Source organism: Enterobacter sp. A103, from assembly GCF_034427535.1.
Classification (GTDB): Bacteria; Pseudomonadota; Gammaproteobacteria; order Enterobacterales; family Enterobacteriaceae; genus Enterobacter; species Enterobacter asburiae_B.
Genome location: NZ_JAXQPQ010000001.1, coordinates 1,015,476 through 1,029,933, shown reverse-complemented (window position 1 = coordinate 1,029,933; position 14,458 = coordinate 1,015,476). Strand labels below are relative to the sequence as shown.

The 14,458-nt window shown below is 56.1% G+C and carries 18 protein-coding genes and 1 pseudogene; 6 read left to right on the top strand and 13 right to left on the bottom strand.

Going from position 1 to position 14,458, the window contains the following annotated elements; genetic code table 11:
• Positions 1-41 precede the first annotated feature (41 nt).
• Positions 42-1,457, top strand: a complete 1,416-nt coding sequence (locus tag SPH27_RS04995) for a DNA cytosine methyltransferase (protein WP_310649156.1) — start codon at positions 42-44, stop codon at positions 1,455-1,457.
• Positions 1,438-1,929, top strand: coding sequence for a very short patch repair endonuclease (locus SPH27_RS04990; RefSeq protein ID WP_207167541.1), 492 nt, complete (start codon positions 1,438-1,440; stop codon positions 1,927-1,929). The genes SPH27_RS04995 and SPH27_RS04990 overlap by 20 nt, the downstream gene beginning before the upstream one ends.
• Here SPH27_RS04990 and yedA read toward each other — a convergent pair.
• On the bottom strand, positions 1,901-2,815 hold the full coding sequence (gene yedA / locus SPH27_RS04985) for a drug/metabolite exporter YedA (protein ID WP_033145907.1): 915 nt from the start codon (positions 2,813-2,815) through the stop codon (positions 1,901-1,903). The two genes, SPH27_RS04990 and yedA, sit on opposite strands and share 29 nt — an antisense overlap.
• Before the next feature lie 178 nt (positions 2,816-2,993).
• Between yedA and SPH27_RS04980 the strand changes: the two genes are divergently transcribed.
• From SPH27_RS04980 to dgcQ, 3 genes are all read left to right on the top strand, one after another.
• A complete protein-coding gene (locus SPH27_RS04980; RefSeq protein ID WP_182072138.1) occupies positions 2,994-3,905 on the top strand; it encodes a DUF808 domain-containing protein in 912 nt (303 codons plus the stop codon).
• A gap of 78 nt (positions 3,906-3,983) precedes the next feature.
• Positions 3,984-4,166 carry a YodC family protein gene (locus SPH27_RS04975; RefSeq protein ID WP_182072140.1) on the top strand — a complete coding sequence of 61 codons (183 nt, stop codon included), beginning with the start codon at positions 3,984-3,986 and terminating at the stop codon, positions 4,164-4,166.
• A gap of 73 nt (positions 4,167-4,239) precedes the next feature.
• Entirely contained in the window at positions 4,240-5,928 is a 1,689-nt protein-coding gene (gene dgcQ / locus SPH27_RS04970; RefSeq protein ID WP_182072142.1) for a cellulose biosynthesis regulator diguanylate cyclase DgcQ, read from the top strand.
• Here dgcQ and SPH27_RS04965 read toward each other — a convergent pair.
• Both SPH27_RS04965 and yodD read right to left on the bottom strand, forming a co-directional pair.
• Positions 5,925-6,725 (bottom strand): mannosyl-3-phosphoglycerate phosphatase-related protein, encoded by an 801-nt coding sequence (locus SPH27_RS04965; protein ID WP_182072144.1) that lies wholly within the window; start codon positions 6,723-6,725, stop codon positions 5,925-5,927. The two genes, dgcQ and SPH27_RS04965, sit on opposite strands and share 4 nt — an antisense overlap.
• A 301-nt stretch (positions 6,726-7,026) precedes the next feature.
• Positions 7,027-7,254: a YodD family peroxide/acid resistance protein gene (gene yodD, locus SPH27_RS04960; protein ID WP_008500310.1), complete on the bottom strand. Its 228-nt coding sequence runs from the start codon at positions 7,252-7,254 to the stop codon at positions 7,027-7,029.
• Positions 7,255-7,383: 129 nt separating this feature from the next.
• Between yodD and dsrB the strand changes: the two genes are divergently transcribed.
• The gene (dsrB, locus tag SPH27_RS04955; RefSeq protein WP_013097741.1) at positions 7,384-7,572 is read left to right on the top strand and encodes a protein DsrB; all 189 of its coding nucleotides are present in this window, start codon (positions 7,384-7,386) and stop codon (positions 7,570-7,572) included.
• Between the two features lie 101 nt (positions 7,573-7,673).
• Here the strand turns inward: dsrB and rcsA are convergent, their stop codons facing one another.
• The 10 genes and pseudogenes from rcsA to fliJ form a co-directional block, all read right to left on the bottom strand.
• Positions 7,674-8,297, bottom strand: a complete 624-nt coding sequence (rcsA, locus tag SPH27_RS04950; RefSeq protein ID WP_008500313.1) for a transcriptional regulator RcsA — start codon at positions 8,295-8,297, stop codon at positions 7,674-7,676.
• Positions 8,298-8,584: 287 nt separating this feature from the next.
• Positions 8,585-9,377: pseudogene (gene fliR, locus SPH27_RS04945) on the bottom strand (flagellar biosynthetic protein FliR); the annotation flags it as partial.
• Positions 9,378-9,384: 7 nt separating this feature from the next.
• Entirely contained in the window at positions 9,385-9,654 is a 270-nt protein-coding gene (gene fliQ / locus SPH27_RS04940; RefSeq protein WP_008500315.1) for a flagellar biosynthesis protein FliQ, read from the bottom strand.
• Positions 9,655-9,663: 9 nt separating this feature from the next.
• On the bottom strand, positions 9,664-10,401 hold the full coding sequence (fliP, locus tag SPH27_RS04935; RefSeq protein ID WP_033145903.1) for a flagellar type III secretion system pore protein FliP: 738 nt from the start codon (positions 10,399-10,401) through the stop codon (positions 9,664-9,666).
• The gene (gene fliO / locus SPH27_RS04930; RefSeq protein WP_182072146.1) at positions 10,401-10,775 is read right to left on the bottom strand and encodes a flagellar biosynthetic protein FliO; all 375 of its coding nucleotides are present in this window, start codon (positions 10,773-10,775) and stop codon (positions 10,401-10,403) included. The genes fliP and fliO overlap by 1 nt, the downstream gene beginning before the upstream one ends.
• Positions 10,776-10,777: 2 nt before the next feature.
• A complete protein-coding gene (gene fliN, locus SPH27_RS04925) occupies positions 10,778-11,191 on the bottom strand; it encodes a flagellar motor switch protein FliN (protein WP_023312308.1) in 414 nt (137 codons plus the stop codon).
• Entirely contained in the window at positions 11,188-12,192 is a 1,005-nt protein-coding gene (gene fliM / locus SPH27_RS04920; protein ID WP_023336184.1) for a flagellar motor switch protein FliM, read from the bottom strand. The genes fliN and fliM overlap by 4 nt, the downstream gene beginning before the upstream one ends.
• 4 nt (positions 12,193-12,196) lie before the next feature.
• Positions 12,197-12,667, bottom strand: coding sequence for a flagellar basal body-associated protein FliL (gene fliL, locus SPH27_RS04915; protein WP_023312306.1), 471 nt, complete (start codon positions 12,665-12,667; stop codon positions 12,197-12,199).
• A 106-nt stretch (positions 12,668-12,773) separates the two neighbouring features.
• A complete protein-coding gene (fliK, locus tag SPH27_RS04910; RefSeq protein ID WP_048980994.1) occupies positions 12,774-14,006 on the bottom strand; it encodes a flagellar hook length control protein FliK in 1,233 nt (410 codons plus the stop codon).
• Positions 14,003-14,446, bottom strand: coding sequence for a flagellar export protein FliJ (gene fliJ / locus SPH27_RS04905; RefSeq protein WP_023312304.1), 444 nt, complete (start codon positions 14,444-14,446; stop codon positions 14,003-14,005). Before fliJ ends, fliK begins: the two co-directional genes overlap by 4 nt.
• Positions 14,447-14,458: the final 12 nt, after the last annotated feature.

Sequence of the window (14,458 nt, the reverse complement as noted above, 5' to 3'; positions counted from 1 at the left end):
GTCTTTACTCTCCGGTTAAAAGAATGCAGGAAAATCGATCAGTGACAGAGCCCGCGCCCGAGCAGGCTGAGAAATCAACGGCAACGGTGCAGGCGTTGCTGCGCCAGCTGTTGGATATCTATGATGCTAAAACGCTGGCCAATCTGCTGGTGGCGCACGGCGAGAGCCACTGGAGCCCGGCGATCCTTAAGCGTCTGCTGACCAGCGAACGCGCAGGGCGTCGCCTGAGCGAAGGCGAGTTTCGTTATCTGCAAAACCTGCTTCCGCGTCCTCCTGCCGCGCACCCGAACTACGCCTTCCGCTTTATCGATCTGTTCGCCGGTATCGGCGGCATCCGGCACGGTTTTGAAGCTATCGGCGGACAGTGCGTGTTTACCAGCGAGTGGAACAAACATGCCGTCCGGACCTACAAGGCCAACTGGTACTGCGATCCGCACGAGCACCAGTTCAACGCGGATATCCGCGATGTCACCCTGAGCCATAAAAGCGGCGTGAGCGATGAACACGCCGCCGAGCACATTCGCCAGACGATCCCGGCGCATGACGTGCTGCTGGCCGGCTTCCCGTGTCAGCCCTTCTCGCTGGCCGGTGTCTCCAAAAAGAATGCCCTTGGACGTGCCCACGGCTTTGCCTGCGATACCCAGGGAACGCTGTTTTTTGATGTGGCGCGCATTATTGACGCCCGTCGCCCGGCCATCTTTGTGCTGGAAAACGTCAAAAATCTAAAGAGCCACGACGGTGGAAAAACCTTCCGCATTATTATGCAGACCCTGGATGAGCTGGGTTATGACGTGGCCGACTCGCAGGACATCGGCGCGGACGATCCCAAAATCATTGATGGGAAACATTTCCTGCCCCAGCATCGCGAACGTATCGTGCTGGTGGGTTTCCGCCGCGACCTCAATCTCAAGGGGGATTTCACCCTTCGTGATATTCCGTCTTTGTATCCCGAGCGTCGTCCTACCGTGGCCGACCTGCTGGAACCTGTCGTTGACGCGAAATTTATCCTTACCCCGGTGCTGTGGAAATACCTCTACCGCTATGCCAAGAAACATCAGGCGAAGGGCAACGGCTTCGGTTTTGGGATGGTAAACCCCAACAATCCGCACAGCGTGACCCGTACGTTGTCCGCTCGCTACTATAAGGATGGGGCAGAGATCCTGATCGACAGAGGCTGGGACAAGGCGCTGGGTGAAAAAGATTTCGACGATCCGCACAACCAGCGTCACCGTCCGCGACGCTTAACGCCGCGGGAATGCGCCCGGTTGATGGGATTTGAGACCCCGCAGGGCTACCGCTTCCGCATTCCGGTTTCGGATACCCAGGCGTACCGCCAGTTTGGTAATTCGGTGGTGGTTCCCGCGTTCGCGGCCGTGGCAAAACTGCTGGCCTCGCGCATCAGACAGGCGGTGGCACTCCGTCAGGGTGAGGCCGTCAATGACGGATGTTCACGATAAGGACACGCGCAGCAAAAATATGCGTGCCATCGGCACGCGTAACACCGCCATCGAAAAGCGCCTGGCCGGGCTGCTGACGCAGGCGGGGTTTGATTTCCGCGTGCAGGATCCCGCGCTTGCGGGTCGCCCGGATTTCGTCATCGACGCCTGGCAGTGCATCATCTTTACCCACGGCTGTTTCTGGCATCACCACGACTGCTACCTGTTTAAAGTCCCCGCGACGCGCACCGATTTCTGGCTGGATAAAATTGGCAAGAACGTCGAGCGCGACAGACGGGATCTCACCGCGCTGATTGCGCAGGGCTGGCGGGTGCTGATCGTCTGGGAGTGTGCGCTGAGGGGCAGATTAAAACTGAACGATACCGATCTGACCGAGCGGCTTGAGGAGTGGATCTGCGGCGGCGGCCAGACCGCGCAGATCGACACGCAGGGTATTCACCTGCTTACGGTTTCTCCACCTCGCAAGGCGTGACAACCGGTTTTGCGGGCAGTAAATATTTGCCCAGGGTGACCAGCACGACGGCAAAAACAATCACCCCTAATGCCAGCCATTCAACGGAAGAGAGCGTTTCTCCCCCCAATCCCGTCCCGAGCAGCACGGCCACGACCGGGTTGACGTAGGCATAGCTGGTGGCGACAGCCGGGGAGACGTTGCGGATCAGGAACATATAGGCGTTAATGGCGATGATGGAACCAAACAGCGCCAGGTAGCCTACCGCCAGAAAGCCCGACAGCGGCGGCAGGGTCGTCAGCTTTTCTCCCGTCAGCGTGGAGGCGAGCAGCAGTACAATCCCGGCGGCGAGCATCTCAATCGCGCCCGCCATCATGCCGGTCGGCAGTTCGATACGCGAACCGTAGACGGAACCAAACGCCCAGCTCATCGAGCCAATCAGGATGATGATTGCGCCCCACGGATTCCCGCTCAGGTTACCGCCGCTATTCAGCAGAATGATGCCGGCAAGGCCAATACCAATCCCCAGCCATTCCAGCTTGCGGGTGCGGATACCGAAAAGGCGGCTAAAGCAGAGGGTAAACAGCGGTACGGTGGCAACGACCACGGCGGCGATCCCGGACGGTACGTTCTGGTGCTCGGCAATCGTTACAAACCCATTTCCCACCGCCAGCAGCAGCAGGCCGATCAGGGCGGCATTCAGCATCGGGCGCAGCGGGGGAAGCTTATGCCCGCGCAGCAGCAGGAAGGCCAGCAGCAGCACGCCAGCCGAGAGAAAGCGGATGCCCGCCATCATCAGTGGCGGCCAGCTTTCCACGCCGATGCGAATGACAAAATAGGTTGAGCCCCAGATGATGTACAGCGAAAAGAGTGCCCCAATGAGCGGTAGCAATTGCCGGAAACGCATAATCCCTCACGACGAAATAAAAAGGTCGCTGATAGTAAACGCGAAAACTATCTCGCTGGCGAGCCCTTTAATTGTGTAGCTGATGTGAATTTTTTGTTGACGTGAGGTGGGTGTTTCCGGGTTTGCGCTTTTGCTCCATACTATTCACCTAATTACCAAAAAATGAAGGATTAAGATTTTGGCAGGAAGTAGCTTATTAACATTGCTGGATGATATTGCGACCTTACTGGATGACATTTCAGTGATGGGGAAACTGGCGGCGAAAAAAACCGCAGGCGTGCTGGGAGATGATTTATCGCTTAACGCCCAACAGGTGAGTGGGGTAAGGGCTAACCGTGAACTGCCGGTGGTGTGGGGCGTGGCAAAAGGCTCCTTCCTGAATAAGGTGATTCTGGTCCCGCTGGCGCTGCTGATCAGCGCGTTTATTCCCTGGGCCATCACGCCGCTGCTGATGATTGGCGGGGCGTTTCTCTGCTTCGAGGGCGTAGAGAAGGTCCTGCACTCCTTTAGCGCGCGCAAGCAGAGCGATACGCCGGAGATGCGCCAGCAGCGTCTCGAAGCGCTGGCCGCTCAGGATCCGAAAACATTCGAGCGCGATAAGGTCAAAGGCGCCATTCGGACCGACTTTATCCTGTCCGCAGAGATTGTCGCCATTACGCTGGGTATCGTGTCTGACGCGCCGCTCATGAATCAGGTTCTGATCCTCTCCGGCATCGCCATTCTGGTCACGGTCGGCGTCTACGGCCTGGTGGGTCTGATCGTCAAGCTGGATGATATCGGCTACTGGCTGGAGGAGAAATCGAGCGCGGTGGCAAGAGGCATCGGCAAAAGCCTGCTGGTGCTGGCCCCGTGGCTGATGAAGAGTTTGTCGGTGGTGGGCACGCTGGCGATGTTCCTCGTGGGCGGCGGGATCGTGGTGCACGGTATCGCGCCGCTGCACCATGCGATCGAACATTTTTCCTCGGCGCAGGGGGCCGTTGTCGCGGCGATTCTGCCCACGCTGCTGAATCTGGTGCTGGGCTTCATCATTGGCGCTATCGTGGTCGCGGCGGTGAAGCTGGTTGAAAAAATTCGCGGCACGTCGCACTAATTGTTACCCGTTATGGGATGCAAAAAGACCATTCCTCGTCTAAATTGAAACAGTTTCACCCTGATACAGGAGGCAGGTATGGTCTTTTTGGTCAGTGATGAAGTTAAGCCTAAGAAGGGCGGCCCACGTATGATTGTCACCGGGTATTCCAGCGGAATGGTGGAATGTCGGTGGCACGATGGCTATGGCATCAAGCGGGAAGCATTTCGTGAAGATGAGCTTCAGCCGGGGGACGGGCAGCACCAGCCGGACAAGGCTTAATCACATAACGCCCGGCTTTGCCGGGCGTTTTTATCTCCAGTACCGGGTGTAAGGCAGCGATCAGGGAGTGTGTGTGCAGCGCGATACCTTTGTTGTAAGACAATCTTTTTTGCAATGGCTGCATAAGCGTAGCAATCCGGGGTTGATTGTTAATCTCTGTTTTCTGGTTGTTCTGGTATTCTCGACGCTACTGACCTGGCGTGAAGTGGTGGTACTGGAAGAAGCGTACATCTCCAGCCAGCGTAATCATCTGGATACGGTCGCCAGTTCGCTGGACAGGCAGCTGCAGAACAGCGTCGACAGGATGCTGTTGTTCCGTCAGGGCATGCATGATGCGATCCAGACGCCGCTGGCATTTGATGTACTTCAGAATGCGGTGTCACGCTTTAGCTCAGTCCGCATGCTCCCCACCTGGCAGCTTGCCGTTGATAAAAAACGCACCCTTCCCATTAACGGTGTCTCGGATGCCTTCGTCGAGAAAACCACGTTTCTGAATCGTGACGCCGAACGCCTCAGCCACGAGATTTCTGCCACGCTCGAAGTGGGGTATCTGCTCAGGCTGGCGTCGTCGAGAGCACAAACGGAAGCGCGCGTGATCTACGTGTCCCGCGCCGGGTTTTTCATTTCCACCGATACGCCGGACCAGGCGGGCGACATTACCTCCCGCTATTACCATCTTGTCACGCAGTCCTGGTTTACCCAGCAGTCAGAGCGGAACAATCGCGCTCGCGCGGTGCGCTGGTTCATCTCCACCCCCTCATCCTGGACCAATGATGAACGAATGATCACCGCCAGCGTCCCCATCTATTTCGATCATTACTGGTATGGCGTCGTGGCGATGGATTTTACGTTGGGCACCATGCAGCGTCTGCTGGCCGATGCGACGGAAGACCGAACGGAAGGGGAGTATCAGCTGTACGATACCCGGCTCAACATGATTGCCACCTCTGCCCATACGGAAAACGCGGTTAACCATTTTGACGAACGCGAAACGGCGCAGATTGCGCAGGCGATTGAGCACGCCACCGGCGGCGGGATCCGCCTCGGAAGCCGTTTTGTGAGCTGGGAACGACTCGATCACTTCGACGGCGTTGTCCTGCGGATCCACACCCTGCACGAAGGGGTACAGGACGACTTCGGCAGCATCAGTATCGTGCTGGCGCTAATGTGGGCGCTCTTTACCGCCATGCTGTTGATCTCGTGGCTGGTGATCCGCCGCATGGTGAGTAACATGTACACGCTTCAGCACTCGCTCCAGTGGCAGGCCTGGCATGATCCGCTTACCCGGCTGAATAATCGCGGCGCGCTGTTCGACCGCGCAAAATTGCTGGCGGAAACCTGTCGCCAGCAGTCGCTGCCGTTCTCGGTGATTCAGATCGATCTCGACCATTTTAAAAATATCAACGACCGCTTCGGCCATCAGGCCGGAGATAAAGTGCTCTCCCACACGGCAGGGCTGATTGCCAGCGCGTTACGCAAGAATGATGTGGCAGGGCGTGTAGGCGGGGAAGAGTTTTGCGTCGTCCTGCCGGGGATTGGTCTGGAGGAGGCGAGAAGCGTCGCGGACCGTATACGTTGCCGGATCAACAGTAAGGAGATCCTGGTGAAGAAGAGCACGACCCTGCGCGTCAGCGCGTCGCTGGGGGTCAGCAGCACGGATGAAGCGGGTAACTACGAGTTTGAACAGCTGCAGTCCGTGGCGGACGTCCGGCTGTATCAGGCCAAACAGAGCGGGCGTAACCGGGTCGTCTGGCGGGATTAAGAGAGGAAGTGATCCAGCCCCTCCTGCCAGCCCGCCGGGCCGGGCTGCCGGGTGTGATAAACCCGGGCAGGGTTATCGTCCCGTAGCGTGATGCCCTGGCGGTTAATGCCCTTAATCACCACCGCGAAGTCAACGCTGTCGAGCAGGGGCGCATCATTGGGACCGTCGCCGAGCCCCAGCGTGGTGGGTTCAATCTCTTCCAGCTCGCGGTATTGCTCAATCAGCCAGTTCACCGCAACGTCTTTGCCGCAGCGAGCGTCCAGAACATGCCAGAAGCGCGCGCCCTGCAGGCATTTCAGGCCGACATTCGCCAGCTCCTCTTCAAACTGGACCATTTTCTCGTCGGTATCGCGCCAGATGAGCGTGACGGACGCTTCATGCTTGCGGGCAAGCGCCGAACGGTAGCGCGTCAGGCCCGTCCACTCGCTGATAACGTGCTCATCCACATCGTCGAAAGTGGTGAATTTATAGCCCGTCTGCAGGCGAATTTGTTCGATTCGCGGGCGAATATCCCGGTGCGTCATCCCCCTGATCTGGCGCTGAACCTTATCCCAGCGCACGTCAGGCTGAATCACCGCGCCGTTCTCGGCAATAAAAGGCAGGCCTTCCAGCCCCAGATCCAGCTGGAGATCGAGCATCTCTGCCGCGGTCTTGCTGCTGCAAAGAATGACCGGAACCTGATTATCCAGCAGCCTGTCCAGCCAGGTCATGGCGGGTTGCCACTCATAGGTGTGAATATCCAGCAGTGAACCATCCAGGTCAGAGAAAATCAGCAATGTATCCCGCAGTGAAGGCATAGCGACTCCTGGTAACAGATGCGTCTCGATCTAAGAAAATTCCTAAAAAATAATTAAGGCGAAAACCGGAGAAAAGAGGAATGCTCCTGGCAAACCCGCATTCGGCGTGTGTTATTGCTCATAACGAAAAGCATTATGTTAAAAATATTATATTCATCGTAAGAATATATGCTTGTCAGCCAAATTCGTTGGGGATAGTGTGGCATGTACATCAGATTTCCTGGTGTAACGAATTTTCAAGTGCTTCTTGCATAAGCAAGTTTTGATCCCGGTCATCCCCATGGCCGGGATTTTTTTCGCCCTACCGATTGGCTTCAGACACGCTAAAGTCGTGAATATCAAGCTCGAAGGCCTCCGCCAGCTCGCGATAGGTGTGATAATCCCTTCCGTTGACAATGACGCGGTCCGAATTGTCGTCCGACCGGCGGACTTCTGACTCACTGATCTCATTGATGGCGGCCAGCAGGGCATCGACATCCACCTCGACTTCGCGCTTGATGGTGTCGCTGTACTCTTTATCGGTCTTCATTACGGGGTTCCTCTTTCAGCCGTGTCCAACGGTAAGTATAGACTGTGTATAAAAACGCCAATCACGCCGGGCGGCGATGTGCGTTTTTGCGTTTTGTTCTACACTGGCTCAAAACCAGAGGAGGAATGTATGAAGGTCAACGATCGGGTAACCGTTAAAACGGACGGTGGGCCGCGCCGCCCGGGTGTGGTGCTGGCAATTGAAGAGTTTAGCGAAGGCACAATGTACCTGGTATCGCTTGAAGACTACCCGCTCGGCATCTGGTTTTTTAACGAACTGGGGCATCCGGACGGTATTTTTGTCGAGAAGGCGGAGTAGCACGGCGTCGGGTAGCACAGCGCGTGCCCGACACCCTCTCCAGAAGCAAAAATCTCTGGCCAGGCCAGAGATCAAAGGTAGGGTGCACAGGTCTTAAGCGACTAACGCATGTTGACGAAAATCCCGTTCGTCACATTATCGGTCAGGCGTACCACGTGGTAGATCACTTGCTTATTATGCGTTTTAATTTTCCTTTTAATATTTCCTTTGTGTGACGAAACGGTTTTCGCTTTAATATTCATCTGGTCAGAGATCTGAATAGTTCCTTGTCCCGCCATCCACATTCGCAGCATACTTGATTCAGTCCTGCTTAATGATAGGGTGGGTAAGTTAACCGCTCCTACATTTTTAACTTCTTTATTCAAATAATCACCCAGAATGTCATCCAGCGACTCGGGTTTAATCGATTTAGAACTGATCAATAAATTTTTACGGACCAACAAATACTCATCGAAATGGATATTCGCGATCGCCATAAAAACAATAAACAGGGTTTTTGGATGCTGATTAATGATTTGCTTAATGTGCTGACTGTTGGCTGGATCGTGAATGAAACAGTCCTCATTAATAAACACCACGCCTGGTTTTAGTTCGTCACAAGCGGCTGCGAGTTCGTCAACGGTGTGTGCATCGTTGATGTCTCTCTTTCTTACCCCTCTGCTTGCCAGGTACCCGGTTAACCCTAGCCGGGTGTAGCTGCATAAATCCATAATGATCGTTGACATGGCATACCCTCACTCAATGCGTAACGATAATTCACCATCTGCCTGAGAGCTCAAAACAGCCATACGGGATGGAAAAAAATAATAAACCTGTGAGCATGACAAAGACTTTCAGGCGGACTCACTATCCCGTAAAGTTACGTATAATTTGCCAGGAATCTTCTTAAAGTAAAGTAAATATTAAGTATTGTGAGATGGTTAGAAACAATTAAACCGCGTCAGATATATCCTGGAAGATGTTTTACGCGTTTTATTTTAGGAATATCCTCAGAAAGACAATAGCAACAGTGAGGGCTATTATTTACGTGGCAGCTCGCTGACAATATCCGCTAACAGGTTGAATATCTCGCCGAATAAATGTTCACAGAAGGGAGCGATAAGTGGCATCAGTAATGACATTAATAAAATCCCAACCGTTAGCGTCAGCGGAAAACCAATGACAAACACCGAAAGCTGCGGCGCCATTCGGTTGAGTAAACCTAACGCCAGGTTGACGGTCAGCAGCAGGGTGATGATCGGCAGCGCCAGCATCAGCCCGTTGAGGAAAATCAGCCCCGCAGCGCGGGTAAGCGCGAGGAAAGCGTTGCTGTTCACCGGATTTTCGCCAATCGGCAGCGTATGGAACGTATCCACCAGCATGGAGATAAGCCAGAGATGGCCGTTGAACGACAGGAACAGCAGCATGGCGAGCAGATCGATAATACGCGCCAGCACGGGCATGTTGAGATGACTGCCAGGGTCAACAAACGTGGCGAACGATAGCCCCATCTGCAGACCGATCAGTTCCCCTGCGGTACGCACCGCGGCAAAGGCGAGCTGCATGGTAAAGCCGACGGCGACGCCAATCATCACCTGCTGCAGGGCCACCCACACCGCGTTCGCCGAGAAGATCGGAATATCCACGGGGGGAAGAGAGGGCGCGACGATAATGGAGATGATAATGCCCAGCCCCACCTTGACGCGCTTGGGTATCGATTTCTCACTGAGAATCGGGGCGGTGGATATCAGCGCCATGATGCGCAGCATCGGCCAAAAATAGACGCCGAGCCACTGAACCCACTGGTCGCTGGTGAAGTGCAGCATCGTCAGGTCAGCCGATGATGTACGGCAGATTGGTAAACAGGTTGCGCATATAGTCCAGCAACAGGTTCAGCATCCACGGCCCGGCCACGATAATCGCCACGAACACGGCGATGATTTTCGGGATGAACGACAGCGTCATTTCGTTAATCTGCGTGGCGGCCTGCAGGATACTGATAATCAGACCGGTAACCAGCGCGACAAGCAGCAGCGGCGCGGCAACGGCAATCGCGATTTTCATCGCTTCCGTGCCCATCATCATGACCGATTCGGGTGTCATTGCCGTTCCTTAACTGTAGAAACTCTGCGCCAGCGAACTGACCAGCAGCTGCCAGCCGTCGACCAGTACAAAGAGCATGATCTTAAAGGGCAGGGCAATGGTCGCGGGCGGCACCATCATCATCCCGAGCGCCATCAGGACGCTGGCGATCACCAGGTCGATAATCAGGAACGGAATAAAGATGGTAAAGCCAATCTGGAACGCGGTTTTCAGCTCGCTGGTGACATAGGCAGGCAGAAGAATACGCATTGGCACCGCTTCCGGTCCCTGCATCTCGCCGGTGTTGGACAGGCGGGCAAAGAGGGCCAGGTCGGCTTCGCGCGTCTGGCGCAGCATAAATTCCCGCAGCGGCTGCGCGCCTTTATCCAGCGCCTCCTGCATGGAGATTTTGTCTTCGCTGAACGGCTGATAGGCGTCGGTATAAATCTTGTCGATAACCGGCGACATAATGAAAAAGGTCAAAAACAGCGCCAGCCCCAGCAGAACCTGGTTTGGCGGCGCGGAAGGGGTTCCCAGCGCGTTTCGCAGCAGACCAAAGACGATGATGATGCGGGTGAAGCTGGTCATCATCAGCAGGATGGCCGGAATAAACGTCAGCGAGGTGATGAACACCAGCGTCTGCACCGGAAGCGACCAGCTTTGTCCGCCGCCCGCGAGAGGGGTGGAGACCAGACCGGGCAGCTGTGCATAGACCGCGGGAGCAAACAGGCCAACGCCCGCAAGCGTCAGGGATAACAAACGGCGCATCAGGATCTCCCGGAACGCTTAAGCAAACTCTTCATGACGGACTGAAAATCCGCAGGGGCGTCTGCGCGCTCGTCCACCACAACAGGGGCGGGCGGCAGCTTATGTAATACGCTGATGTTTGAGGCCGTGACGCCCAGGACCAGGCGCGCATCGTCTACCTCGACGATGATCACGCGCTCGCGTGGACCCAGCGTGGTGCTGGCGCTGACCTTCAGGCCGCGGGCACCGGCGGTTTTACCCGCCAGGCCAAAGCGTTTCGCCAGCCAGGCGGCGATAAGAATAAAGGCAATAATACCGAACAATGCCCCGCTCACCTGGAGCAGAGGCGAGCCGGGAACGGCAGAAGGCTGTGATATTGTTGCCTGGGTTTTCATGCTTAACGGCTCAGACGACGCATACGTTCAGACGGGGTAATGATGTCGGTGATGCGTACGCCGTATTTATCGGCAACCACCACCACTTCACCCTGGGCAATCAGATAACCGTTGATCAGAATATCCAGCGGCTCGCCGGCCAGACCGTCAAGGGCCACCACGGAACCCTGCGTCAGGCGCAGCAGCTCTTTAATGGTCATGCGGGTGCGTCCCAGCTCAACGGTCAGCTTAACCGGGATATCCATAATCAGGTCGATGTCCTGCAGCGTGCCGCTGACGTCACCGCCGCCGAGCTGCTGGAATACGGCATCCGCTGCACTTTTGGCCGGGGGTGCTTTTTGCTCGTTTAACGCGTCAGCCCACAGATCGTCCAGTGCTCCGCTGTTCTCATCGGACGGATTGTTCATGTCACTCATTTGGGCTGTTCCTCATTCAGCGAATTCAAAATCGGGTTGATCAAGTGCTCAACGCGTAACGCATACTGACCGTTAATCGTGCCGTACTGGCTTGTCAGCACGGGGACACCATCCACATGGGCAATAATGCGGTCGGGTTTTTCTATCGGCAAAACATCACCGGGTTGTAATTTCAGGATCTGAGATAACCGCAGCGGGATATCGGCGAAGCTCGCCACCAGCTCAAGCTGCGAATGCTGGACCTGGCGGACCAGGTTTTCACGCCAGTTCTGGTCTTCGTTGCGGGAGTTCTCCAGCGGCGGGTTCACCAGCAGCTCGCGCAGCGGTTCGATCATGCTGAACGGCAGGCAGATGTTGAACTCGCCGGTCAGGTTACCGATCTCCACGTGGAACGGCGTGTTAACGACGATATCGTTCGGGGAGGTGGTGATATTGGTAAATTTCACCTGCATCTCAGAACGGACGTACTCCACTTCCAGCGGGTTAATCGCTTTCCACGCGTCGCTGTAAGATTCCAGCGCCAGCTTCAGCATGCGGTTAATGACGCGCTGTTCGGTATGGGTGAATTCACGACCTTCTACTTTGGTCGGGAAACGCCCGTCGCCGCCGAACAGGTTATCCACCGCGATGAACACCAGGCTTGGCGAAAACACCACCAGACCGGTGCCGCGCAGCGGCTTCAGATGAATCAGGTTAAGGTTGGTTGGCACCGGCAGGTTGCGGGCAAACTCATGATAAGGCTGAATGCGGATCGCACCCACCGTAATATCCGGGCTACGACGCAGCAGGTTAAACAGCCCCATACGGAACTGACGTGCAAAACGTTCGTTAATGATCTCCAGCGCCTGCAGACGTTCACGTACCACGCGACGCTGGGTATTCGGGTCATAGGGACGAATATCGCTATCGCCGCCAATACCCGGTTTAGGATCATCATTGTTATCGCTGTCGCCGTTGAGCAGCGCATCGATTTCTGCCTGAGAAAGAATACTGTCGCCCATGTCGTTACCGCAGAATGAATGCTGTATACAGAACGTCAGTGACTTCCTGCTTAGGTTGGCCGTTTACCAGCGGGGTCGCCAGCGTTTGTTTAATGGCGTCGACCAGCTTTTGCTTACCCACATCGGTAGCCAGCGCCGAAGCGTCCTGACGAGAGAACAGCAGCAGAAGGCGGCTACGCACTTCAGGAAGGTAATCGTTCAGACGTGAACGGGTGGCTTCATCTTTCAGGCGCAGCGTAATGCCAACATAAAGCACGCGATCCGCATCACCCAGGTTGACGGTGAAGGTATCCAGCGGGAAGAACACTGGAGCCGGCGGAGGCGGTGCTTCAGCTTTGGCTGCAGCGGTGGTCGGTTCCTGCTGCATACGCCAGTAACTATAGCCCGCGGTAGCGCAGGCGGCGAGCGTGATCAACACCAGCAGCGGGATCCAGATGGAACGCTTACTTTTTTTGGTGATAGCGGAGTCAGTCATCTGATACGAGCTTCCTGTTTCGGTACAGCTTAATAAGGTGATTATCCCGTGTCCTGCTGTCGTCAAAGCGTGGAAAAGACGGGGATAATCACGCTACCTCTGGCGTTTAGGCGAAGATGTCTACGGCACTATTACCGCGCGCTGCGGACTGCAGGGCGGCAGGAACAGGCAGTAACTCATCGCTCTCTTCATTAAAACCGCCGGTGTTGCCGGAACGCGAAGCCTGGTGCTGCTGCTGGGACGAGGACTGCTGCTGCCCGGCGAAGCTCTCGCTGCTGACGCTGCTCTGCGCAAGCTGAATGCCGTTTTCCGCCAGTGAGGTCCGCAGTACCGGCAGCGCGGCTTCCAGTGCCGCACGAACATGGCTGTGCGCAGAGACCATCTGCAGCTGGGCCTGGTTATCATCCAGCTTAAGCGAAATTTGCACCTGACCCAGATCTTCCGGGTGCAGGCGCAGCTCTGCCGTCTGCTGGCCCTGCTTAGTGAACAGGGTGATGTGCTGGCTCAGGGACTGCTGCCATTCGTGGGTCCCCAGAGGCTGGCTTAATACCGGCGCGCTGGCGACGGTGGCGGCCGTCTGACTGGTCGCATGGCTGGACATAATCGGTGCCAGAGTAGCTGTTGGTGATGATGATGAGGACGAACTGGCGAGCTCCTGCTTCTCTGCCGCTGCGGCCACGGCCGGTGTAGCAGGCGCGTTGCTCTGCAGGGCCGGCTCGTGATTTTTCACCTGGTTCTGATAAGGCGTAGCACTCTGCGCTTTATCGTGGCTTCCCGCAGACGCGTTCAGGGACGGTTGGCCCGCGCCGTTTGAAAGCGTCGCGGAATTCAGCGTTGAGGTGGCGGAAACGCCCTCGCTGCCTGCCGCGCGAGAGGCGGTAGTTTGCTGCTGGTGCGGCAGCATCGCCATCAGGGCGCTTAATCCGGCCAGCTCTTCTTCGCTCAGCTCGCTCTTACCGTCATCTTTGCTGTTTGCCACATTGAGCGTCTTCAGCGCGTCGCCTTTAGACAGCGGCACCAGCCCGGAAACCAGCGTATCAAGCGACGTGACGGGCGACGTTTCATCGCCGTTCAGCGCGGTCTGGCGCGAGAGCAGGTCGGCAATTTTGGCCTGCAGGGTGGTATCCCCTTTGGCGTCCTCAGCCACTTTTGACAGTTTACTGCCGGCGGCTTTCAGATCAGCCAGGGTTAGCGGCGCATCTTTGCCCTTGCCCGTTGCGTCCGACAGGGCGCCCGCCAGCAGAGAGAGAAAGTCCTGTGCACCGTCGGTGCCTTTCCCCGTTTGCGTGCCGCCTGACAGGTCGCTGTCGCTCATCAGCAGTTGTTGCAGTGTGATCATTCCGGTTTCCTCATTGATGCGCGCTGGGCAAACTCATCCATTTTCTTCTGATCCAGACGGTTTTCCGCCAGGGTCGTTGCCGCGATCTGTCTGTCCTGTAAAGTCTGCCAGGCCTGCAGTCGCTGCTTCTTCTCGCGCCAGAAATTCAGCGCGGTATCGACTTTCTGGGTCCACTGGTTAAGCTGCTGGCGATGCTGATCTATCGCCTTCTCCAGCGTCTGGATAAACTGCTGATAGTTAATCCAGCGCTGGCTGCCAATGCCCTGTGTCATGTCGGTATTGAGGTTGGTGCGATATTCATGCTGATAGTCGATCAACATCTTCAACTGTTCTTCAGCCTGCTGGCACCCGCGTCGCATTGCGCCTAGCTGCAATGCGGCATCATCAACTTCTTTTTCAGCCAGATCTTTCAGCGTTGATAACGCGCTGTTTTGCGCCATGACCTTCGCCCT

Coding starts and splice junctions, on each gene's coding strand:
- dsrB (WP_013097741.1), top strand. CDS start 7,384: ATGAAGGTCAACGATCGGGTAACCGTTAAAACGGACGGTGGGCCGCGC.
- yodD (WP_008500310.1), bottom strand. CDS start 7,254: ATGAAGACCGATAAAGAGTACAGCGACACCATCAAGCGCGAAGTCGAG.
- fliO (WP_182072146.1), bottom strand. CDS start 10,775: ATGAAAACCCAGGCAACAATATCACAGCCTTCTGCCGTTCCCGGCTCG.
- fliM (WP_023336184.1), bottom strand. CDS start 12,192: ATGGGCGACAGTATTCTTTCTCAGGCAGAAATCGATGCGCTGCTCAAC.
- fliK (WP_048980994.1), bottom strand. CDS start 14,006: ATGATCACACTGCAACAACTGCTGATGAGCGACAGCGACCTGTCAGGC.
- fliJ (WP_023312304.1), bottom strand. CDS start 14,446: ATGGCGCAAAACAGCGCGTTATCAACGCTGAAAGATCTGGCTGAAAAA.
- fliN (WP_023312308.1), bottom strand. CDS start 11,191: ATGAGTGACATGAACAATCCGTCCGATGAGAACAGCGGAGCACTGGAC.
- SPH27_RS04965 (WP_182072144.1), bottom strand. CDS start 6,725: ATGCCTTCACTGCGGGATACATTGCTGATTTTCTCTGACCTGGATGGT.
- SPH27_RS04990 (WP_207167541.1), top strand. CDS start 1,438: ATGACGGATGTTCACGATAAGGACACGCGCAGCAAAAATATGCGTGCC.
- rcsA (WP_008500313.1), bottom strand. CDS start 8,297: ATGTCAACGATCATTATGGATTTATGCAGCTACACCCGGCTAGGGTTA.
- yedA (WP_033145907.1), bottom strand. CDS start 2,815: ATGCGTTTCCGGCAATTGCTACCGCTCATTGGGGCACTCTTTTCGCTG.
- SPH27_RS04975 (WP_182072140.1), top strand. CDS start 3,984: ATGGTCTTTTTGGTCAGTGATGAAGTTAAGCCTAAGAAGGGCGGCCCA.
- fliL (WP_023312306.1), bottom strand. CDS start 12,667: ATGACTGACTCCGCTATCACCAAAAAAAGTAAGCGTTCCATCTGGATC.
- fliQ (WP_008500315.1), bottom strand. CDS start 9,654: ATGACACCCGAATCGGTCATGATGATGGGCACGGAAGCGATGAAAATC.
- fliP (WP_033145903.1), bottom strand. CDS start 10,401: ATGCGCCGTTTGTTATCCCTGACGCTTGCGGGCGTTGGCCTGTTTGCT.